Below are 20,541 nucleotides of genomic sequence, written 5' to 3' on the forward strand. Positions count from 1 at the left end.
GGGGCGGGGGGGGCGCTTCTCTCGGGCCGCCCGCGCCGCGCGGGGGGGGGGGGGGGGGGGGGGGGGGCGCGGGCGGGGGGGGGGCGGCCCCCCCCGCGTCTCATCGAGTCCGGCCTGGCTGCGACGCCCCCTCACCCCAACCCTCTCCCCGCAAGCGGGGAGAGGGAGCGCGCTGCGGATCACGGCGGCCGACCATGACAGATCGAGATGAGGTTCAATCATGCCCCAGCACATCACCCGCGGCATCAAGGCGCTGCTTGCCGAGGCCAACGCGCAGATCGAGACGCTGAGTGCTACGGACGTCATCGCCGCCTATCAGGTCGGCGCCGACAACGACGTGGTGATCGTCGACATCCGCGATCCCCGCGAGATCGAACGCGAGGGACGGATTCCGGGAGCGTTTTCCTGTACCCGCGGCATGCTGGAATTTTGGATCGATCCGGACAGCCCCTATGCCAAGCCGGTGTTTCAGGGCGACAAGAAATTCGTCTTCTACTGCGCCGGCGGCATGCGCTCGGCCTTGGCGGCGAAGACCGCGCAGGACATGGGACTGCATCCGGTGGCGCACATCGAAGGCGGCTTTGCGGCCTGGCGCGACGCCGGCGGCGCGGTGGAGCACGTCGAGCCGCGCAAGGCGAAGGCGTGAGTCGACGCGCACGAAGCGCACGTCTCATTCTGCTCGTTCGGTGCAGCGAGAGACACTGAGGCCGAGGCATTGTGTCCCGGGCGCGGTGCAGCGCTCTGCGCGCTGCGCCGCAGACCCGGGACCATTCCAAGCGCTGCGCTTCGTAACGGCCCCGGATCTGCAGCGCACCACGCCGCTGACGCGGCGTAGTGCGCTGCGTCCGGGGCACGCTTCCAGTTGATTCATTCAGCCGGGGGAACGCCCGCGTGCAGCGTTTCAGCCTGGACAACTGCGTCAATTCCGGCTCACTAAGCGTACACAAACACGGACCATCCCATGACATTTCCGCACGACCCGCTGGTCTCGCCGCAATGGCTCGCCGACCACATCGCCGATCCGAAGCTCCGCGTCGTCGACGCCTCCTACAAAATGCCGGCGGCGCGGCCGCCGAGCGCGCATGACGAGTATCTGGCGCGGCATCTGCCGGGTGCTGCGTTCTATGACGTCGACGCCGTCGCCGAGCCGGGCAACCCGCTGCCGCATATGGTGCCGTCGCCAGAAGATTTCGCCCGCTATGTCGGCGCGCTCGGCGTCGGCAATGACAGCCTCGTGGTGGTGTACGACGCCGGCAACTATCTCGGCGCGCCGCGCGCCTGGTGGAGCTTCAAGCTGTACGGCTTCGACAATGTGCGGGTGCTGGAAGGCGGGCTGAAGGCCTGGGTGGCGGACGGTCGCGCCACCGAGAGCGGCGCGGTGGCTTCTCCGACGCAAGACTTTGCGCCGCGGTTCGACGCCGCGCGGTTGCGCAAGATCGACCAGATGGTGGCCAATCTGACCTCGCAGGCCGAGCAGGTGCTCGATGCGAGGTCGCGCGAGCGCTACGAGGGCGCGGTCGCCGAGCCCTGGCCGGGCCGCCGCCCGGGGCGGATCCCCGGCAGCCTCAGCGTGCCGTTCGGTGAGCTCCTCAACGCCGACGGCACGATGAAATCGCCCGACGCGTTGCGCGCGGTGTTCGCCGCGGCCGGGGTCGATCTCGACAAGCCGATCGTCACCAGCTGCGGCTCCGGCGTCACCGCGGCGGTGATCACGCTGGCGCTGGCGCGGATCGGCATCGATCGCACCGCGCTGTATGATGGCTCCTGGGCGGAATGGGGCCTGCCCGACGGACCGCCGGTCGCGACCGGAGCGGCGTGAGCGGTTAGTTTCCGAACGGCGAGGGGGTCGCCTGAGCAGCGGTCGCGCGGCGTGGACTGCGCGCCCGTGCCACCGGGCGGCGCTTCGCCGGCTTGCGCGCCTGCGCACGCTTTTTCTTCTTCTTGACCGCGGCTTTCGGCGCCTCGGCGACCTCGCCCGCCGAGGCGGTCTGCGGCAGAGTCGCGAGCTTGGCCTCTTCCAGGCTCGGACGATCGACCAGCGCGTCGGCGGGGACTGGCGTCATGGCGTTGCGCGGGGCGGGCGGCTCGGCCAGCGCAGCCAATTTTTCCGGATCGGCGAGCGGCGCCGGCGGAGCGGCGGGCGGCGGCAGGGCGGCCACGACCGCGGCGACGCTGGTCGGCTCGGCCTTCGCCGGTTCGGCTTTCGCGGGCTCGGCCTTTGCCGGCTCGACCTTCGCCGCTTCCGGCAGCGCGGCCCCGGTCTTCGGCGGCTCGATCTTGGCAGTTTCAGTCTTGGCAGTCTCAGTCTTGGCAGTCTCAGTCTTGACGGGCTCCGCCGGCGTGGGGTCGGCGACCGCCGCGACGGCAGGCGGGCTGGCGTCAGGGCTTGTCGCAGGCCCCGGCGTCGCAACGGGTTCATCGGTCACGCGGGCGGTCGCGGCGGAGGGCTGCGGCGTGGCCGGCTCATCGAGCGAGGCGGCCGTCAGGCTGGCGCGCTGCGGCAGCGGCCGCTCCGGCGCCGGATCGACCCGCAGCATGGTCAGCACCGGCGGCGCCGGCTCGATCGCGCGGGCGAACAGCGGCGCGGCCGCGCGGATGATCGGGGCGGCGACGAATTGTTCGTGCGAGGCGCGCAGCAGCGCCGCGGCACCGAGGCCGAACACCAGCAGCGACACCGACAACACCACCGCCGCGAACAGAAAACGGAATCCGGGGAGCATTCGTCTTGTTCCGCCTTCGCCGGGGCGAAGTGACTTGAGCCAACAGGAACGCGGTGACACCACAACACCAGCTTGATCGGCGCGACGCGAATCAGCTGCAGCTGAGAATATCGTAAGCGCTGCGCCGATTCGCAGAAATTTCCGCAACCTCGCGCCGAAAGCGCAAGAACAGCCGGCGATCGGCGATCGGTCTCAATCAGTCTGCGAACAGATCGCCACAGATCGATCACAAATGTCTCAGGTTCCGGAAATATGCTCGATTTCCGCGGCTTTCGGCCGGTTTTGTCTTGAATGTGCCGTGATCGTCCGCCATCCCCGTTAAGGATCCGGTGTGGCTTGAGGTTTATACAAAAGTAATGACGATCAAACGCATTCTGACGATTCTCGCGACCGTGGCCGCCAGCGGCGCGGTGATGCCCGTTGCGCTCGCGCAAAGCAATCTTCCCGCCGAAGGTTCCTACGCCGCGCCCGAGGCCTATCCGCCGCGCGGCACCAGCTCGATGCCGGATTTTGACGCGCTCGACGACGAAGACGGCGGCCGCGGCCCCGGCTCGGTGGCGCTGCCGGCGCCCGGCCCGGTGATGTCGCCCGACGATCCGCGCTACGGCCGTCCGGCCGGCGCGCCGGTGTATTCCGATCGCGGGGCGCCGTCGCAGGCCGCGCCGCAGGGCCAACCGCTCGGTCCGGTAATGTCGCCGGACGATCCGCGCTACGGCCGCCCCGCCGGTCCGCCGCCGGTGATCTATTCCGACCGCCCCGCCGGTCCGGCGCCGACCTATTCGGATCGCGGCAATGAGTCAGGCCGCGGCCCCGGCGCGGGCTTCATCTATCCCGGCGACGATAATCGCCCGGTTCGTCCGCCGGAAGGCGTCGGCGCGCCGTCGCAAGCCGGGGCCGCGCCCGGTGGCGCTGTCGGCAATGACGGCCGCCCGACGACGCTGGCGGCGCTGCCGCCGGAAGAACAGCCGGAAGCCGACACCAATTTCCAGCTGCCCCCGAATTTGCGCCGCCAGGAGGTCGCTTTCCCGACCAAGGAGCCGCCGGGCACGCTGGTGGTCGATACCCCGAACACGCATCTGTATTACGTGCTGGGCGGCGGTCGCGCGATCCGCTACGGCGTCCGCGTCGGCCGCGACGGCTTCACATGGAACGGGGTGCAGAAGGTCTCGCGCAAGGCCGAGTGGCCGGATTGGCATCCGCCGGCGGAGATGATCGAGCGCCAGCCCTATCTGCCGCGCTTCATGGCCGGCGGCCCGGGCAATCCGATGGGTGCCCGCGCGATGTATCTCGGCTCCACGGTGTACCGCATCCATGGCACCAACCAGCCCTCGACGATCGGCAAGTTCGTCTCCTCGGGCTGCATCGGCATGCTGAACGACGACGTCTCCGACCTGTTCGATCGGGTCAAGGTCGGCACCCGCGTCGTGGTGATGCCGGCCGGCCCGCGGCCGGCGGTCCCAACCACCACCGCGCAGGCGCAGCCGATCGGTGGCCCGGGCGCCGCGGTGCAGGTCTCGCCGGTCCCCGGCACTGCGCCCACCGTGGTGCCGCCGCTGCCGGCGCCGGTCACGGTGCGCTGATTGCACGCACCTCAAGACTTCCAGGCTTTCTGACGTTTAGGCCAAAATGACGACCGCCTCTGCTCCCCTCCCCCTTGCGGGGAGGGGGTGGGGGTGGGGGTGGGGGTCAACAAGCACCGATTCCCGATCGCTTCACCGTCAAGCCGAGCGTGCGGGCGACCTTTTTGCACCTTGCTTGTTCGACTTGAATGAGCGCTGGCGCTCGCTTTACCCCCACCCCCAACCCCTCCCCGCAAGGGGGAGGGGAGCGCGCTGCCAGCTGAGAAGGGCAGTGCGTTCCACGCGGGCGTGCAGTCAAGCTGAGCGCGAGTTCCCTTTGCGGCCGTACTTTGCCTCCCAGGCCGGTCCCGGTCCGCGCATATAATGCAATTCCGGCCGGTACGGGCTAAACGCGGCGACGAAGAACTGCCGCCAGAATGCGCGGATTTCCTCGAACGGCCGGGCCGGCGGCTCGAAAGCCTGCTCCGGAGACGGCGACGACGTCGTGCTGACGCTTGCCATGGCCAATGCCTGGTTTGGTGCCCCGCCTGACCGCCAAACGCGCGCAGGGCCCGCAGCAAGTGTTCGCCGAACTCATTAAAAACTGGTTCGAATTGCTGCGATCGAGTCTTATGGGCGGCTCATCGTTAATGAAGCCTTAACGAGGCGTTCACTCGGGTTGCCCTTTGCAAGGCACACCGCTACATCAGCGGCAACCTCTTCACATATCCGACGGCTTTTCAGGGATCCCGATGGCGCGCCAGTTCGTCTATTTCATGCAGGGTCTGTCCAAGACCTATCCGAGCCGCAAGGTGCTCGATAACGTCAACCTGTCGTTCTACCCGGACGCCAAGATCGGCGTGCTCGGCGTCAACGGCTCCGGCAAGTCGACGCTGCTCAAGATCATGGCCGGGCTCGACAAGGAATACACCGGCGAGGCCTGGGTCGCCGACGGCGCCCGGGTCGGCTACCTCGAGCAGGAGCCGCAGCTCGATCCCGCCTTGAGCGTGCGCGAAAACGTCATGCTCGGCGTCGCCAAGCAGAAGGCGATCATGGATCGCTACAACGAACTAGCGATGAACTATTCCGAAGAAACCGCCGACGAGATGACCAACCTGCAGGACCAGATCGAGGCCGCGGGGCTGTGGGATCTCGACAGCAAGGTCGACCAGGCGATGGACGCGCTGCGCTGCCCGGCCGACGACGCCGACGTCACCAAACTGTCCGGCGGCGAGCGCCGCCGCGTCGCGCTGTGCAAGCTGCTGCTCGACCAGCCCGACCTGCTGCTGCTCGACGAGCCGACCAACCATCTCGACGCCGAGTCGGTGTCGTGGCTGGAAGGCCACTTACGCAACTATCCCGGCGCGATCCTGATCGTCACCCATGACCGCTACTTCCTCGACAACGTCACCTCCTGGATTCTCGAGCTCGACCGCGGCAAGGGGATTCCCTACGAGGGCAACTACTCGTCCTGGCTGAAGCAGAAGCAGAAGCGGCTGGAGCAGGAGGGCCGCGAGGACGCCGCCCATCAGCGCACCCTGATGCGCGAGCAGGAATGGATTTCGGCCTCGCCGAAGGCGCGGCAGGCCAAGTCCAAGGCGCGCTACCAGCGCTATGAGGAGCTGCTCAACAAGGCCAGCGAGAAGCAGAGCCAGACCGCGCAGATCATCATCCCGGTCGCGGAGCGGCTCGGCCAGAACGTGGTCGACGTCGAAGGCCTCAGCAAGAGCTTCGGCGATCGCGTACTGATCGACAATCTGACCTTCAAGCTGCCGCCCGGCGGCATCGTCGGCGTGATCGGCCCGAACGGCGTCGGCAAGACCACGCTGTTCCGCATGATCACCGGGCAGGAGAAGCCCGACACCGGCAGCATCACCGTCGGCGAGACCGTGCATCTCGGCTATGTCGACCAGTCGCGCGACAGCCTCGACGGCAACAAGAACGTCTGGGAGGAAATCTCCGGTGGCAACGAATTGATTCTGCTCGGCAAGCGCGAAGTCAATTCGCGCGGCTATTGCTCGTCGTTCAACTTCAAGGGCGGCGACCAGCAGAAGAAGGTCGGCTCACTGTCGGGCGGCGAGCGCAACCGCGTGCATCTCGCCAAGATGCTGAAATCCGGCAGCAACGTCCTGCTGCTCGACGAACCGACCAACGATCTCGACGTCGATACGCTGCGCGCCTTGGAAGAGGCGCTGGAAGACTTCGCCGGCTGCGCCGTGATCATCAGCCATGACCGCTGGTTCCTCGACCGTATCGCCACGCATATCCTCGCCTTCGAAGACGACAGCCACGTCGAATGGTTCGAAGGCAACTTCCAGGACTACGAGAAGGACAAGATGCGACGGCTCGGCCAGGACTCGGTGATCCCGCACCGCGCGAAGTACAAGAAGCTGACCAGGTAGGGGGCGGGTCACTCCGGCGCGATCAGTTCGACATCCGGAAAATAGCTGCGGTAGCGCCGAATGTCGCGAGTCAGAATCGGTAGTCCCGCCGCCACCGCATGCGCGCCGATGAAAAAATCGGCGAGGATGCTGCTGCGAGGGCCGCCGGCGCGGCGATAGTTGCGGAAGGTCTGGCCAGCCAGATACAGCGCAGCTTTTGGTAACCATTCGAATTGAAGCTGCAAACCTTCGACAACGCCGTCCAGATGTTGCTGCGAGGAGTAACGGTCCGAAAGCTCGGCATAGACTATCTCGTTGATCACGACCGGACCGCGCTGGGACTGCTTTTCGATGGCCGTGGCCGACCATGATCTCCAACCTTGGTCGGCTGTGAGGATGTCGATCAGGACGTTGGTATCGACCAGCGTCACGGCTTCGGATCCTCGGCAGGATCTCCGCGCAGTTCAAGCATGATCTCGTCCGTGGTGGCGCCTCGGATCGGATATTTCCTGGCGATCTCCTCCAGCTTTTTGCGATATGCGCTCGCGGCCCCCGGCTTCTCGATATAGACACCGCCCGAGGCCGTGTTGCGCACGTCGACCTTATCGCCGGGCTTGATGCCGGCGGCGTCGCGGACCTTCTTGGGCAGCGTGACTTGGCCCTTGCTCGTCACCGTGGTGGTCATGACCTCTCCGTATTACTATTCAAATAAGTAATGCAGCGACCTTTGGCGTCAAGTCGGGGGAAATGGCCCCGCTCTTGCCGGTCTAGCCTACCCCACCTTCTCCGCCAGCCAGATCTTGATCAGCGACTGATACGGCACGTCGCGCTTGTTGGCGGCGATCTTGATCTGCTCCAACAGGCCGACCGGCAGCCGCAGCGAGATCGACGTGGTCGATGGTTTGAGGTTCGGGAAGCGGACGGGCACCGCCTTGCTGAGGTCGAGATAGTCCGACGTGTCGTGTGACTCCCAGAATGCACGCTCCTCCGCCTCATCGGCAAATTTCGGGATCGGCTTAAACTTCTTCGGCATAGCGGGCGCGCTCCTTGGCGCTCATCGGGCGGGCGGAAATTATCCGCAGCAGCGTTTCATCCTGGCGCAACGTAAAGCTGATCTGCAACAGCCGGCCGGTGTTGCTCTTGCCATAGGCATGGTAGCGCAATTCGCTCTTGCTATGGGTCGGATCGTGCAGGAGCAGCAGCGGCTTGTTCGCGAACACCTGCTCCGCCTCCGCCTGGCTGATGCCATGCTTGTCGGTGCTCTTCCGGCTGTTGCCGGGGTCCCAATCGAACCCGGCGATATGGTCCAGATCGAACATGGCTGTATGTTGTCATCATATACAGAGACGTCAAGCCGCCACCGGGTGCGCCGGGCCGCACTGCGCCGCGGCTCGCCACCGCCGTTGGGCGCGCCGGCCGGACAAGGACGGTGCCAGGGCGGAACGCCGGCGTTGCAATGCCGCGACAGGTCGGCCGCACCCGAGCAAACTTTTCCCTCGCAATTTCGTATCTTGCCCGGTGTGGCGCGCTGGCATAATGGCAGGGCGCGGTGGGGCAGGGTGTACGGGGAATTGACGGATGGCCGACTGGAACGCCGAGCAGTATCTGAAATTCGAGGACGAGCGCACCCGACCGGCGCGCGACCTGCTGGCGCAAATCCCGCTCGACGATCCGCGGCGGGTGACCGACCTCGGCTGCGGGCCGGGCAATTCCACCGAGCTTCTGGTGAAGCGCTGGCCGCAAGCCCGCGTCACCGGCGTCGACACTTCCGCCGACATGCTGCGGCAAGCCCGCGAGCGGCTGCCCGGCCATAATTTCATCGAAGCCAATATCGCGCATTGGGCGCCGCCGGTCGGCACCGACGTGGTGTTCGCCAACGCCGTTTTGCAGTGGGTTCCGAACCATCTCAAGCACATGCAGCGGCTGGTCGGCGCGCTGGAGCCGGGCGGCGTGCTGGCGGTGCAGATGCCGGACAATCTCGACGAGCCGACGCACATCATGATGCGCGAAGTGGCGTTCCAGGAGCCGTGGCGCCACCAGCTCGCCGAGGCCGCGCAGCTGCGCGACGCCTTGCCGAAGCCTGGAGCCTATTATGACGCGCTGCGGCCGTTGTGCAGCCGGCTGGAGATCTGGCACACCGTGTATAATCACCTGCTGGACGATCCGATCGCGATCGTCGAATGGGTCAAGGGCACCGGGCTGCGGCCGTTCATCGATCCGTTGGAGCTGCCGGAGCGCAAGGCCTATCTCGCCGCCTACACCGCCCGGATCGCCGCCGCCTATCCGCCGCAGGCCGACGGCAAGGTGCTGCTGCGGTTTCCGCGGCTGTTCATCGTCGCGATCAAGTAGCCGCCGGGACGTTTCGGCTGCGGCCAGTTGCCGCGCGGGGCGCGTTCCCGGCGTCGGCTATAAGGCGACGCGGATGCGCTCCGCGATTCCCGATTGCAGCGAGACCCTCGACAGATGTCCATGACGCCCGAAACGCCGTTGCCGCCCAAGGGCGTGCGCTTGGGTCCGATCGCGATGCTGATCTTCGGCTCGCGCTGGCTGCAGCTGCCGCTCTATGTCGGGCTGATCGTCGCGCAATGCGTCTATGTGGTGCTGTTCCTCAAGGAACTGTGGCACCTGTTCGCGCACGCCTTCGACTTCAGCGAGCAGCAGATCATGCTGGCGGTGCTCGGGCTGATCGACGTGGTGATGATCTCCAACCTGCTGGTGATGGTGATCGTCGGCGGCTACGAGACCTTCGTGTCGCGGCTCAATCTGGCGGGCCATCCGGATGAGCCGGAATGGCTCAGCCACGTCAACGCCAGCGTCTTGAAGATCAAGCTGGCGATGGCGATCATCGGCATTTCCTCGATCCATCTGTTGCGCACCTTCATCGAGGCCGGCGGGCTCGGCTCGGCGCGTGCCGGCAACTACACCGAGACCGGGGTGATGTGGCAGACCATCATCCACACCGTATTCATCCTGTCGGCGATCGGCATCGCCTATGTCGACAAGCTCTCCAACGACGCCACCGAGGCCGCCAAGCACGCCGCGCATTGAGGCTTCGCGGGCGCGCTGCCGGGTTGCGGGATGCCGCGCGCGTGGTAGGCTCGCGGCAGACAAGGTGAACCATGGCCGACGTCGACAACCTCGTGCTCGAGCATTTGCGTCACATCCGCGGCGCGGTCGACGGACTGCGCGACGACATGCGCGAGGTGAAGCAGCGGATCGGCAACCTCGAAAGCCAATATGCCAGCCTGTCGAACCGGCTGGACCGCATGGATCTGCGCATCGAGCGCATCGAGCACCGCCTCGATCTGACCGAAGCCTGAGCCGGGTGCCGCATCCGCGACAGGCAACCCTGGCCGTCGAACGCGGGCCGGAGTCGGGTTACAGCATGGTGGCCGCGTGGTAGTCTTGCGGGCAGACAAGGTGAACCATGGCCGACGTCGACAACCTCGTGCTCGAGCATTTGCGCCACATCCGCGGCGCGGTCGACGGACTGCGCGACGACATGCGCGAGGTCAAGCAGCGGATCGGCGCGGTGGAGCGGGAAGTGGCCTTGATTCACGTCGAATTGGCTCAGGTCCATGTCAAGGTGGCTGAGCTGTCCGACCGGGTTGATCGTCTGTCTGATCGCATCGAGCGTGTCGAGCACCGCCTCGATCTGACCGAAGCATGAGCCGGGTGCCGGGTTTCAACAGCCGCCTCGCCGTCGTTTTGTCGCTCTTGCTGACGCTGCTGCTGCCCGGCTCGGCGCGCGCCGCCGACGCCGGCTTCACCGCCTTCGTCGCCTCGCTATGGCCGGAGGCGCGCGAGGCCGGGGTGCCGCGCGCCACTTTTGAGGCGGTCACCGCCGGCCTCGAGCCGGACTACAAATTGCCCGACCTGTTGCTGCCGGGCCGGCCGCCGACCGGCGCGCCGTCGCAGGCCGAGTTCGTCCAGGTGCCGGCGGACTACGTCAAGGAGGCCTCGATCGCCCGGCTGGCGACCGAAGGCCAGCGGCTGCTGAAGCTGCATCGCGCCACGCTGGCGGCGATCGAGCAGCGCTTCGGCGTGCCGGCCACCGTGGTGCTGGCGATCTGGGGCCGCGAGACCGATTTCGGCCGCTACCGGCTGCCCTATGACGCGGTGCGGGTGCTGGCGACGCAGGCCTATGTCGGCCGCCGCAAGGAGCAGTACCGTACCGAATTCATCATGGCGCTGAAGATCATCGGCGAGGGCCACGTGGCGCGTAAGGACATGCGCTCGTCGTGGGCCGGCGCCACCGGGCTGACGCAGTTTCTGCCGTCGGAGTTCTACAACCACGGCGTCGACTTCGACGGCGACGGCCGGATCGACATCTGGGGCTCGATCCCGGACGCGCTGGCCTCCGCGGCCCAGCAACTCGCCAACAAGGGCTGGCAGCGTGGCCTGCGCTGGGCCTACGAGGTGCGCGCGCCCGCCAATGTGGATTGCTCGCAGGGCGTGCCGGAGATCACCAAGCCGATCGGCGAGTGGCTGCGGGCGGGCTTCGTGCCGGTGCGCGGCCAGACGCTCAGCGCCGCCGAGCGCGCCGAGCCGGCCTCACTGCTGCAGCCGGAGGGGAGCTACGGCCCGGCGTTCCTGACCACCAAGAACTACTTCGTGATCAAGCAGTACAATTTCTCCGACCTCTACGTGCTGTTCGTCGGCCATCTCGCCGATCGAATCCTCGATCCGCAGCCATTCGCCACGCCGTGGGCGGCGACCACCCAGCTGCGCAGCAAGGATGTCGAGGCGATGCAGCAGCAGCTGACCAAGCTCGGTCTCTACGCCGACAAGATCGACGGCAAGGCCGGGATGCAGACCCGCGCAGCCCTCGGCGCCTACCAGAAATCCGCCGGGCTGAAGCTCGACTGCTGGCCGAGCGACGCGGTGCTGCGGTCGCTGGCGGGGCGATAGAAGGGCGTCGCCAGGGAGCCATCCGGCCAGCAAAAAGCCCGGCCGAAATCTCGGCCGGGCTTCAACACTCCAACGCGGCGCAGCGATGCGCCCGCGCTTCAACTCGCGCGCTGCATCAATCGCAGACGCGGACCGGGCGGCTGCGCCAGACGCCGCGGTAGTCGTCCCAGAAGCGCTCGCGAACCACGCGGCAGGCCGGCTCTTCGACATAGACCGGGGCGGGTTCGGCGTAACCATAGGCCGGACGGCTCGACGCGATCGCGCCACCGAGCAGGGCGCCGCCGATCAGACCGCCGGCAACGCCGGCGGCGATGCGGCCGCCATCGGCCTTGGCCGGCGCAACCGCTGCCAGCGAGGCAACCGTGGCAACCGCGAGCAGGGCGGAAATCGTCTTCTTCATGTGGGGCTCTCCTGAAGGTGCGCCGCAAATCGGCGCGGGGTTGAGGGGCTACTCGCACGCCCGGTTCACAAGGCCAAACGCCATGAAAAGCGCATGACCGTCAAATTGCAGTAAACGCTTGCCGTTCATTGACGGGCAAAAACGGACTTTTTTCGGGCCAGTTTCGCTTTGGTTCCAAAATCAGCCTGTTTCGCACCGCGGCCAATGCTGAGGCGTCATTCGCAAACCCGCACGCGGCGCAGCCGCCAGCCGTAGCCGTCCCAGAAGCGCTGCTGCTGCCAATAGCAGCCCGGCACCGCCAGATAGGCCGGCCCGCCGTAGCCGTAGCCGCCGTAGTAAGCCGGACCATAGCCATAATAGCCCGGGCCGTAATAGTAGCCGGGGCCGGCCAGCGCCCCGCCGACGATTGCGCCGCCGAGCAGGCCGGCAGCGATTCCCACGCCGAGGCCGCGCTGGGCATGGGCCGGGGCGGGCAGCGCCACGGTGGCAACGGCCAGGGCGGCCACCGCGCCGAGCGCCAACAATCTCTTGGTCATGGCATTTACCTTTGCATCAAGTCTCTGGATCGTCTCGTTGGGATCCGACGGGGGTCGGGTCGGCAGGGCAAGCATTCCACAGCACAGTTGAACACTCCATGAACGTCGACGCCGCAGGCCGGCCATGATCGTCCCCGGCTGGATCGGCCGGGATCGGGGCGGCCGCGCCATCAGCAGCGGCGGCAGGCCCCGGTTGCGTTGTCCGGATGCGGCCGAGCGCAAGCCGCGGAACCTGAGGAACCCGACCGGCCCCCTACTATGTGCGAACTCTTAGCAATGCGGCGCCTTTGAGGAATATCAAAACACCACCGGTAGTTTGGAATAGCTTCAAAACACGGCTTTTGGTTTTGCATCGCGCGATTACAAGTTGCATATGAGTTTCAACAGCGTCGCCACTCACCCTCGGGAATAGCGTGACCTTATGATTGTCTGTTCTTGCAATGTCCTTACCGACACCGAAATCCGCGGCGCCGTTCTGGCCTCTGAAGCTCCCCTGACCACAGGTGAGGTCTATGGGTGCCTCGGCTGCAGCCGGCAATGCGGTCGCTGCGCCCGGACCATCAAGAAGATCATGCACGAGGCGCTGACCGACGTCTGTTCCGCGGCGTGCACCGGCGAGCAATGCAACGACGGCCACGCCCATCCGGAAAAGCCGGCTCACGTCCACGCCCATCCCCATGCCCACGCCCATCCGCATCAGCACGGCCATGGGCATCCGCATGGTCATGGCCACGCGCACCCGCACGTCGACCCGCATCATCATACCCACGATCTCTCCCGCGCCACCGAGCTTAAGGCCGAGCGCGAGCTGGCGGCCGAAGCCGCCTGAGCCGCTCCAGCGCGGTTGGGCCTGCGAACGCGTCGTATTCTGTGTTGTCGTTTTGTTGCGCTGCTCCTAGAACAGTCGGAGACACGATCCGCTTCGGATTGATTTGTCTCAGAATCCGACGTGCAACAGCCGCCGACCCCGAGGCGGCCATAGGAGAGCGACCACATGAAGGGCGACCCCAAGGTCATCGAATATCTCAACAAGGGCCTGCGCAGCGAGCTGACCGCGATCAGCCAGTATTGGCTGCACTATCGCCTGCTGGACAATTGGGGTCTGAAGGACATGGCCAAGCAGTGGCGCAAGGAGTCCATCGAGGAGATGGAACACGCCGACAAATTGACCGACCGCATCATCTTCCTCGACGGCTTCCCGAACATGCAGGTGCTCGATCCGTTGCACATCGGCCAGAACGTCAAGGAAGTGCTCGACGCCGATCTCGCCGCCGAAGTCGGCGCCCGCACGCTGTACCAGGAAGCCGCGACCTACTGCCACGGCGCCAAGGACTACGTGTCGCGCGACCTGTTCGAGCAGCTGATGAAGGACGAGGAACACCACATCGACTTCCTCGAAACCCAGCTCGATCTGATCAGCCGCATCGGCATCGAACTCTACCAGTCGACCCGCGTCGGCGAACTCGAACACGACTAAATCGTCTTCGACTCGAATCATCGCGTCGTTGCGACGACGCGATGATTCGAGGATGGGGCGCCATCGGCTGTTGCGTCCCTCATTTCAAACCGTCGTTCCAGCGCGACGCCCGGCGTCAGCCGCAAGCGAATCCGCTCTCTGCAACTGCGGCGGACATCACCGCGGGCTTGTTCACTCCTCCGCGCACACATCGTTGAGACTTGGCCGCGGCGCTTGATCGGGGCGTCCCTGCGTATGCAGAGCCCCTACGGCGCGAAGCTGCGTTGTCACCATGAGTGGAAACCTATGCTCACGTCTCGGCCACTTATGCCGCCCCTATATCTCGGCGCGCCCGATCGCTGGATGCGGTTGACCGCGGCGCTCGCCGAGGACGGCACCGCGGCGGGATTGAAATACGCGCTGAGCCTGCTTGGGCTGATCGCGCCGCATCTGCGGCTGCCGATGGTCGAGCCTAGCCAAGCCGCCAAGGCGGCGATCGCCCGGGCGCTGATGGCCGGCGTCGACGACGCGCGTGACCGACGCTTCGATTTGGATTGATGCGCTTCAATATTCCCAGGCTGTCATTCCGGGGCGCGAGCAGCTTTAGCTGCGAGCGAGCCCGGAATCCATAACCCTGCAGGCGATATGGATTCCGGACTTGCTCGTTCTAGCGAACTCGCAATCCGGATTGACGACTTGATGACTAACTCGGCCGCTGCGGCGGATCGCAATCGAACGAACCACGGGCCTGCTTGTCGTGCCACTTCGGCCCCGGTCCGCGCATGTAGTGCGCGCCGGGGCGGTATCGCTCCGGCCCGCGCCAGTTGCGGTAGAGCCGCTTCAACAGCGCGCCCATCACCTTGGCATGGGCGCCGATCCGCTCGAACATCGCGTCGGAACGGGCCCGGCTCATCGCCGGCCTCCATTGGATGAGGCGGCGTTCCCCGTGCGCTCGTAGCGCACGCCGCGCAGCGAAAGTTCGGTGCTGAGCCGATGCAGCTTGGCGCCGGCAATCGCCGCCAGAATGGTTGCGATAAAGCGATCGAACCGGCCGGCTGCGCTGCGCGGGGCGCGCGGGATTTGCCAGCCGCGGACGCGGCCGCGGCGCGCGGCGCGCGCCTTGATCCGCGCATGAGTGCCGGCGATCTGCGCCAGCCCGGCATGCAGGCCGTGCCGCGAGATCAGGATCTGAGAAATCGAATGCGTCATCGCAACTCTCCACCTCAATTTGGTGAAGTGAAGATGCGCAGCGCGGCGTAGGAAATCGAGACGAGGCGCGGGCGCGCGTCATAGCCGCGGCATAAGTGTCACCAAGGAAGTACGTTAAATGTCGAAGTTGAATCGAAGCGGCGCGGCATCCATTCCCTCGCCCCGCTTGCGGGGAGAGGGTGGCTCGAATGCGCGTAGCGCGTTCGAGTCGGGTGAGGGGGCGTTGCGATCTGTCGAGGCGCCCCCTCACCCGACCCGGCTACGCTCCGCTTCGCCGGGTCGACCTCTCCCCGCAAGCGGAGAGAGGTGAAGTCAGTGCTTGCAACTGGTGTTGTTCAATCAGCCGCTCAGGCCGCGCGCACCGAGTCCAGGAACCGTGCGACTTCGCGCTTCAGGTCGTCGCTGTCGTGCGACAGCGACTGCGCGGCGACCAGCACCTGCGACGACGCCGAGCCGGTCTCCGAGGCGCCGCGCTGCACGTCGGCGATGTTGGACGACACCTCGGTGGTGCCAAGCGCTGCCTGCTGCACGTTGCGGGAGATTTCCTGCGTCGCGGCGCCCTGCTGCTCCACCGCGGAGGCGATGGTCGAGGAGATTTCCGACATCTGCGAAATCGTCGTGCCGATCTCGTGGATCGCCGCCACCGATTCTTCGGTGGCCGATTGCATGCCGGTGATCTGCTGGCTGATCTCGCCGGTGGCTTTGGCGGTCTGCTCCGCCAGCGCCTTCACTTCGGAGGCGACCACCGCGAAGCCGCGGCCGGCCTCGCCGGCGCGAGCAGCCTCGATCGTGGCATTGAGGGCGAGCAGGTTGGTCTGCCCGGCGATGGTGTTGATCAGTTCGACGACGTCGCCGATCCGGCTCGCCGCCTGCGCCAGCTGGGTGATCCGCGCGTTGGTCTTCTGCGCCTGCTGCACCGCGGAGCCTGCGATCCGCGCGGAATCCTGCACCTGGCGGCTGATCTCGTTGATCGAGGAGGCCATCTCTTCGGTCGCCGAGGCCACCGTCTGCACGTTGGTCGAGGCCTGCTCGGAGGCCGCGGCGACCACCGTGGTCAGTCGTTCGGTCTGCTCTGCGGTGGCGGTGAGGGTGCCGGCATTGGCTTCCAGTTCGGCCGAAGCGGACGACACCGTCTGCACGATCTTGCCGACCGCGCCTTCGAATTCGTCGGCCAGCCGATGCATGTCCTGCTTGCGGCGTTCGATCGCGGCATGCTCCTGCTCGGCCATCGCTTCGGCTTCTTGCTGGGCGCGCTGCGCGGCGTTCTCGCGGATCACCACCACGGTCTTGGCGATGTCGCCGACCTCGTCGCCGCGCTTGGCGCCGGGAATTTCCACGTTGAGCTCGCCGCCCGCCATCTTGCCGAGCGCGCCGTTGAGCTTCATCAGCGGCCGCGACACGCTGGCGAAGCCGAACACCACCGAGACCACCGACGACAGCATCACCAGGATGCCGAGCGCGAAATTCACGCGGTTGGCGGAGGTGAGGTCGTCCTTGGCGCGGGACTTGGCCTCGTCGGCCAGCGTCTCGCCGGCGCTCACCGCGGTGCGCATCAAGTCCAGCGCGCGGTTGCCGAGCGGCATGGTCTGCACCTCGACCAGCTCTTTGCGGGCGAGTTCGGTGGCGACGCCATCGGCGGAGGCGTCGTAATAGCCGGTCAGGATCGAATTCATGAAGTCGACGTCGCCGATGAATTCCGGGTCGTCGTTCAGCCGGCGCAGCCGCATCAGCTGGGCGTTCAAATCGCCGGGCAGCTTTTCGATGATCGCCTTCTGCTCGGGCTCGCCGGTGTTGGTGAATCGCCAGGTCGCGGCTTCCAGCAGGTTGAAGGTGGCGTCAGTGGCGTACAGCACCTTTTCGAGGTCGGCGCGGCGATCGGCTTCGATGTTGATCAGCTGCGCCTGCGCCGATTCCATCGCGCGGCGCCATTCGCCGGTAATCACGGTGCGCATCTCGAGGATTTCCAGCGACTTCAGCTGGGTCTTGGCGATTTGCTCGGCATGGCGGGCGTAGTCGGCCGCGACCGTCTTGACGGTCTCCAGCCGGCTGTGGTTCTCGGAGGCGGTGGTCTCGCGGGTCGCGGCGTCGAGCTCGCGCATCGCCAGCGCATTGGCCTCGCGCAGACTGGCCTGCGCCTTTTCGACCTCGGCGGCGGTCTTGGCCAGCCGGATATCGCGCACCGCAAGCTGCATCCGGCGCAGCCCGACGTCGGCCTCCAGCGCATGGCGGGCGATGCTCTGCTGGGCATCGGCGCGGTCGTTGCCGCGATTGACCGCGGATTCCGAGACCATCTGATTGGCCGACATGGTCAACGACAGCGCGATACCAACCAGGCCGGCGAAGCCGAGCTTGTAGGCAATGCGGTTCAGTTTCATGGCCCCGGTGCCCCCTTGGCGCCGGACAGTCGAGCGCCCGAGCTAACGGGATGCTGATCGACTGACGCGGCAGTCCTGCTCCGTATCAGAAAGATGACGGAACAACATTCTCCTGCGGAGTACGCCGGGGTCGTGAAGTTCGGATTAATTTCGCGTCACAAACTGAGTAAAGATTGCCGGAAATGAGCTGCGCCGGTGGCGGAGTGCGTAGTTGTCGGTATGACTTTCGTCGATCGTGCTCAGTGCGAACTGATCGGCTTCGCCGGAACGCGCGGCATCGGTCGTCGTTGTCAAGGCTGCTTGACGCCACGGCCAGTCGATCACCTCGGCACAATACAGAGCCCACCAGATGATTACCGGCTGCAGCACCAGCCGGGGTCCATGATACCACCAGGTGCTCGGCAGTCCCGGCAGGTCGATGCCCTCGACCGCGTGCTTGATATTGGCCGGCCACACCAGCAGGGCGTAGAGCGCAAACGCCACGCCGGCCCACCAACGCAGCGAGCGGGTGACCAGCGCCAGCGCGCCCGCGATCTCGCACAGCCCGGTGACGAAGATCAGTTGCGGCGCGAACGGCACGAAGGACGGCGTGATCGCCAACAGCTTGTCGGGCGCCGCGAGGTGCAGCACCCCGGCGGCGACGAACAGCGCCGCCATGATCCAGCGCATCACCGCGCGCGCCGGGTCGGAGGCGCCGCGCGGCGTTTCGGTCGGCATAGTCAGGATTTGTCGACGATGTCGGTGCGTGGGCGGTCGTCGCCGCGCGAGGTTTCCTCGTGCCACTTGCCCTGTTCGTCCTCGTATTGGATCACCTCGGTGCTCCCCGGCACGCGTTGCTCGGCGGCGGCGCGGCGCGCAGCCGCGGCGGCACTCTTATGGTCCGGAAAGGCTTCCGAGAACACGTCGCCGACCTTGTAGGCCCATCCGCCGTCATGTTCGACAATCTTGTAGACGACCTCTGCCATGGGACCTCGCTGTAATCGATTGCCCGCGGCAAAGCATCCGGAGGCTGCGGTGTGGGGTAAACAACGCGCCCGATCCGCTCGGGTTCCGGCGCGTCGCGCGCATCATATTACCACTTCAACGATTCGCTTGCACGCGGCCCGTGCAGCCGGCCATGATCACCTCAAATAAGAAAAGGGAGGGACACCATGGTGATCGCGACACGGCTGTTGAAGCTGCGCGGCGAAAGCGCGGAAATTCCGATCCGGATCTTTGCGCCGGTTGAGGCCGGACGCGGCTGGGAATGCAGCTTTGAGATCGGCTGGCCGCAGGGCGTGCAGCGCAAGCGCGCCAACGGCGCCGACGCGGTGCAGGCGCTGGAATACGCGCTGCGGCTGATCGGGACGCTGCTCTACAGCAGCGATCTGCACGAGGACGGCCGGCTGATGTGGGACGAGCCCGGCCGCGGCTACGGCTTTCCGGTGCCGCCGTCGCTGCGCGATCAGCTGATCGGCGACGACGCCCGCCTGCTGTGAAGGCGCCGGATGACGCGCGGTCGCGGCGTCATCCGGGCCTCGTGTCGCTGCGTGCGTTTTCCGAACAGCGCCAGGCGCTACGCCGCGCTGCGGCCGGGGCCGCGGGCGTCCTGGCTGGCCGGCAGCACCACCAGCGCGTCGTCCTTGCGGCAGATGCCGAAGGTGCCCTGGTTGTTCGCGGTGAGCAGCATGGTCGGCTCGCCGCAATGCTCGCAGACGAAGATGCCGGCGTCGTCGAACCGGCCGCGCAGCTTGTCGGTTTTGGCGATCAGCGTGCATTCGTGGCTGACCGGATCGATGCCGACCTTGGCGCCGCAGGAGAAGCAGAACCGCACTTCGCTCTCGGTCTGGCCTTCGTCGATATTGGCCGGAATCCGCGAGGCGCAGACCGGGCAGGCGACGGTGACCGCGACGGTGGCGTGCGAGGCACCGCGGGCCCGCACGAACACCGCGCCGTTGGTGGCGCGATGCGCATGGAAGCGCTGCTTGCAGCTCTCGCAGGTCGGCGTGGCGCTGTCGCCGGGGTGCACGCCGATCTGAAAGGTCACCGGCTTCTTGCAGTTCGGGCAGTTCTCGGTGACGGAGGCGGGCAGAGCCGTCGGCGCCGCAGCCGGCGTTGCGCCTGCGGCTGCCTGCACGGCGCCGGGTTCAGCCGCGAGCACTTGCGCCGCGACGGCGCCGCCGTCGAGCCAGGCCAAAAGCTCCTGGACGTTGTCCTTCATCGAGGACACCAGCGGCTGATACTGCGCCATCTCGCTGACCGGCTGCGCCTCCAAGAGCTTGCCGAAGTCCTTGAGCAGGCCGCGCACCCTGGCGCTCTCGCAGCTTTGCAGCGGCACCGCGCCGGTGAGCTTGCCGAGCTCTTGGATCACGCCCGAGACATTGGCGATGCTCTGCTCGATCTGGCCGAAATACACCGCGGGGTGCTGCGAATCGGCGAGGCCGAGCTTGACCGAATTGCGTATCTGTTTGGTGGAGAGTTCGAGTTGCCGCGCCAGCACGCCGAGATGGCCGCTGACGCGGGTCTCCGAGGCGTCGTGGCCGAAGGTCCAGGCGATCGCGATCGCCGCCAATGCCGCGCCGGCGATCGCCAGGATCTGGCCGGAGAACCACACCCAGCCGGTCTGCGAACCGAGCAGCACGCCGATCGCGATGATGAAAATCCCGATCGCGGCTGCAATGGTTTCGACCGGGTGAGCTAAAAAGAAATCGTCAAGTTTTTTGCTGAGCACCACACACCCGCCCATAGGATCAGTTGTGGATAACCTACCAAGGATTCTGTGCGCCTGATAGGCGTACCTTCGATCTGCGCCGCAATTTCGCAAGCAACGTTAAAGCACGCGGAAGATGCCGCAACGCAATAGCTTTGCCTATACCCTGTTACTCCACAGTCCCGAAACTTTGGTCGAACGCGGTGTCGCCGATCGGCCGATTGCGAGACGCTCCGAATGCGCTAGGTTGCCGCCGATCGCGCCGAGCCGCGCGCGAGGCCGCTCGAGCGATCCGCTGCAGGTAT

At 66.3% G+C, this 20,541-nt stretch carries 26 protein-coding genes and 1 pseudogene; 13 read left to right on the top strand and 14 right to left on the bottom strand.

Translation table 11 applies throughout. From position 1 onward, the window contains the following. Positions 1-220: 220 nt before the first annotated feature. Both HNR60_RS14315 and sseA read left to right on the top strand, forming a co-directional pair. Positions 221-646, top strand: coding sequence for a rhodanese-like domain-containing protein (locus tag HNR60_RS14315; protein ID WP_184258591.1), 426 nt, complete (start codon positions 221-223; stop codon positions 644-646). Positions 647-961: 315 nt separating this feature from the next. After that, positions 962-1,819: a 3-mercaptopyruvate sulfurtransferase gene (gene sseA / locus HNR60_RS14320; RefSeq protein WP_184258593.1), complete on the top strand. Its 858-nt coding sequence runs from the start codon at positions 962-964 to the stop codon at positions 1,817-1,819. Between the two features lie 4 nt (positions 1,820-1,823). Here the strand turns inward: sseA and HNR60_RS14325 are convergent, their stop codons facing one another. Next, complete coding sequence (locus tag HNR60_RS14325) at positions 1,824-2,720, bottom strand: hypothetical protein (protein WP_184258595.1); 897 nt, start codon at positions 2,718-2,720, stop codon at positions 1,824-1,826. 356 nt (positions 2,721-3,076) lie between these two features. On the opposite strand from HNR60_RS14325, the gene HNR60_RS14330 reads away from it, so the two are divergent. Next, positions 3,077-4,300, top strand: coding sequence for a L,D-transpeptidase family protein (locus HNR60_RS14330; protein ID WP_184258597.1), 1,224 nt, complete (start codon positions 3,077-3,079; stop codon positions 4,298-4,300). A gap of 294 nt (positions 4,301-4,594) precedes the next feature. On the opposite strand, the gene HNR60_RS24175 is transcribed toward HNR60_RS14330, so the two are convergent. Continuing rightward, complete coding sequence (locus HNR60_RS24175) at positions 4,595-4,801, bottom strand: hypothetical protein (protein ID WP_246432956.1); 207 nt, start codon at positions 4,799-4,801, stop codon at positions 4,595-4,597. Positions 4,802-5,031: 230 nt separating this feature from the next. On the opposite strand from HNR60_RS24175, the gene ettA reads away from it, so the two are divergent. Continuing rightward, on the top strand, positions 5,032-6,681 hold the full coding sequence (ettA, locus tag HNR60_RS14335; RefSeq protein ID WP_184258600.1) for an energy-dependent translational throttle protein EttA: 1,650 nt from the start codon (positions 5,032-5,034) through the stop codon (positions 6,679-6,681). A gap of 8 nt (positions 6,682-6,689) precedes the next feature. On the opposite strand, the gene HNR60_RS14340 is transcribed toward ettA, so the two are convergent. The 4 genes from HNR60_RS14340 to HNR60_RS14355 all read right to left on the bottom strand — a co-directional run bounded on the left by HNR60_RS14340 (position 6,690) and on the right by HNR60_RS14355 (position 7,979). After that, positions 6,690-7,091, bottom strand: a complete 402-nt coding sequence (locus HNR60_RS14340; protein WP_184258602.1) for a PIN domain-containing protein — start codon at positions 7,089-7,091, stop codon at positions 6,690-6,692. After that, a complete protein-coding gene (locus tag HNR60_RS14345; RefSeq protein ID WP_184258604.1) occupies positions 7,088-7,345 on the bottom strand; it encodes an AbrB/MazE/SpoVT family DNA-binding domain-containing protein in 258 nt (85 codons plus the stop codon). The genes HNR60_RS14340 and HNR60_RS14345 overlap by 4 nt, the downstream gene beginning before the upstream one ends. A gap of 87 nt (positions 7,346-7,432) precedes the next feature. Continuing rightward, positions 7,433-7,693 carry a BrnA antitoxin family protein gene (locus tag HNR60_RS14350; RefSeq protein ID WP_184258606.1) on the bottom strand — a complete coding sequence of 87 codons (261 nt, stop codon included), beginning with the start codon at positions 7,691-7,693 and terminating at the stop codon, positions 7,433-7,435. Further along, on the bottom strand, positions 7,677-7,979 hold the full coding sequence (locus HNR60_RS14355; RefSeq protein WP_184258608.1) for a BrnT family toxin: 303 nt from the start codon (positions 7,977-7,979) through the stop codon (positions 7,677-7,679). Before HNR60_RS14355 ends, HNR60_RS14350 begins: the two co-directional genes overlap by 17 nt. A gap of 259 nt (positions 7,980-8,238) precedes the next feature. On the opposite strand from HNR60_RS14355, the gene tam reads away from it, so the two are divergent. The 5 genes from tam to HNR60_RS14380 all read left to right on the top strand — a co-directional run bounded on the left by tam (position 8,239) and on the right by HNR60_RS14380 (position 11,571). Next, the gene (gene tam, locus HNR60_RS14360) at positions 8,239-9,009 is read left to right on the top strand and encodes a trans-aconitate 2-methyltransferase (RefSeq protein ID WP_184258610.1); all 771 of its coding nucleotides are present in this window, start codon (positions 8,239-8,241) and stop codon (positions 9,007-9,009) included. A 114-nt stretch (positions 9,010-9,123) separates the two neighbouring features. Then, positions 9,124-9,708 carry a TIGR00645 family protein gene (locus HNR60_RS14365; protein ID WP_184258612.1) on the top strand — a complete coding sequence of 195 codons (585 nt, stop codon included), beginning with the start codon at positions 9,124-9,126 and terminating at the stop codon, positions 9,706-9,708. A gap of 71 nt (positions 9,709-9,779) precedes the next feature. Then, on the top strand, positions 9,780-9,980 hold the full coding sequence (locus HNR60_RS14370) for a hypothetical protein (RefSeq protein WP_184258614.1): 201 nt from the start codon (positions 9,780-9,782) through the stop codon (positions 9,978-9,980). A gap of 107 nt (positions 9,981-10,087) precedes the next feature. Beyond that, a complete protein-coding gene (locus HNR60_RS14375) occupies positions 10,088-10,330 on the top strand; it encodes a hypothetical protein (protein WP_184258616.1) in 243 nt (80 codons plus the stop codon). After that, positions 10,327-11,571 (top strand): lytic murein transglycosylase, encoded by a 1,245-nt coding sequence (locus HNR60_RS14380; protein WP_184258618.1) that lies wholly within the window; start codon positions 10,327-10,329, stop codon positions 11,569-11,571. Before HNR60_RS14375 ends, HNR60_RS14380 begins: the two co-directional genes overlap by 4 nt. Before the next feature lie 115 nt (positions 11,572-11,686). On the opposite strand, the gene HNR60_RS14385 is transcribed toward HNR60_RS14380, so the two are convergent. Together HNR60_RS14385 and HNR60_RS14390 are read right to left on the bottom strand one after the other, a co-directional pair. Continuing rightward, positions 11,687-11,971 carry a hypothetical protein gene (locus HNR60_RS14385; RefSeq protein WP_184258620.1) on the bottom strand — a complete coding sequence of 95 codons (285 nt, stop codon included), beginning with the start codon at positions 11,969-11,971 and terminating at the stop codon, positions 11,687-11,689. Between the two features lie 215 nt (positions 11,972-12,186). After that, positions 12,187-12,507 carry a hypothetical protein gene (locus HNR60_RS14390; RefSeq protein ID WP_184258621.1) on the bottom strand — a complete coding sequence of 107 codons (321 nt, stop codon included), beginning with the start codon at positions 12,505-12,507 and terminating at the stop codon, positions 12,187-12,189. 421 nt (positions 12,508-12,928) lie between these two features. On the opposite strand from HNR60_RS14390, the gene HNR60_RS24485 reads away from it, so the two are divergent. The 3 genes from HNR60_RS24485 (at position 12,929) to HNR60_RS14405 (ending at position 14,521) form a co-directional block, all read left to right on the top strand. Continuing rightward, positions 12,929-13,336 carry a (2Fe-2S)-binding protein gene (locus tag HNR60_RS24485; protein ID WP_184258623.1) on the top strand — a complete coding sequence of 136 codons (408 nt, stop codon included), beginning with the start codon at positions 12,929-12,931 and terminating at the stop codon, positions 13,334-13,336. A 165-nt stretch (positions 13,337-13,501) separates the two neighbouring features. Continuing rightward, entirely contained in the window at positions 13,502-13,984 is a 483-nt protein-coding gene (gene bfr / locus HNR60_RS14400; RefSeq protein WP_184258625.1) for a bacterioferritin, read from the top strand. A gap of 306 nt (positions 13,985-14,290) precedes the next feature. Continuing rightward, positions 14,291-14,521: a hypothetical protein gene (locus tag HNR60_RS14405; RefSeq protein WP_184258628.1), complete on the top strand. Its 231-nt coding sequence runs from the start codon at positions 14,291-14,293 to the stop codon at positions 14,519-14,521. Between the two features lie 145 nt (positions 14,522-14,666). Here the strand turns inward: HNR60_RS14405 and HNR60_RS14410 are convergent, their stop codons facing one another. From HNR60_RS14410 to HNR60_RS14430, 5 genes and pseudogenes are all read right to left on the bottom strand, one after another. Further along, positions 14,667-14,876, bottom strand: a complete 210-nt coding sequence (locus HNR60_RS14410; RefSeq protein WP_246432957.1) for a hypothetical protein — start codon at positions 14,874-14,876, stop codon at positions 14,667-14,669. Continuing rightward, a complete protein-coding gene (locus HNR60_RS14415) occupies positions 14,873-15,172 on the bottom strand; it encodes a hypothetical protein (RefSeq protein ID WP_184258630.1) in 300 nt (99 codons plus the stop codon). The genes HNR60_RS14410 and HNR60_RS14415 overlap by 4 nt, the downstream gene beginning before the upstream one ends. A 347-nt stretch (positions 15,173-15,519) precedes the next feature. Further along, positions 15,520-17,547, bottom strand: coding sequence for a methyl-accepting chemotaxis protein (locus tag HNR60_RS14420; protein WP_184258632.1), 2,028 nt, complete (start codon positions 17,545-17,547; stop codon positions 15,520-15,522). A gap of 300 nt (positions 17,548-17,847) precedes the next feature. After that, positions 17,848-18,264 (bottom strand): annotated as a pseudogene (locus HNR60_RS14425) (DoxX family protein); the annotation flags it as partial. 2 nt (positions 18,265-18,266) lie between these two features. Beyond that, complete coding sequence (locus HNR60_RS14430; protein WP_184258634.1) at positions 18,267-18,512, bottom strand: DUF2188 domain-containing protein; 246 nt, start codon at positions 18,510-18,512, stop codon at positions 18,267-18,269. 186 nt (positions 18,513-18,698) lie between these two features. Here HNR60_RS14430 and HNR60_RS14435 point away from each other — a divergent pair, with 186 nt between their 5' ends. Then, on the top strand, positions 18,699-19,025 hold the full coding sequence (locus HNR60_RS14435; protein WP_184258636.1) for a DUF6968 family protein: 327 nt from the start codon (positions 18,699-18,701) through the stop codon (positions 19,023-19,025). A gap of 77 nt (positions 19,026-19,102) precedes the next feature. Here HNR60_RS14435 and HNR60_RS14440 read toward each other — a convergent pair whose 3' ends face one another. Further along, positions 19,103-20,257, bottom strand: a complete 1,155-nt coding sequence (locus tag HNR60_RS14440) for a hypothetical protein (RefSeq protein ID WP_347339346.1) — start codon at positions 20,255-20,257, stop codon at positions 19,103-19,105. Positions 20,258-20,541: the final 284 nt, after the last annotated feature.

The organism is Rhodopseudomonas rhenobacensis (genome assembly GCF_014203125.1).
Lineage (GTDB): Bacteria > Pseudomonadota > Alphaproteobacteria > Rhizobiales > Xanthobacteraceae > Rhodopseudomonas_A > Rhodopseudomonas_A rhenobacensis.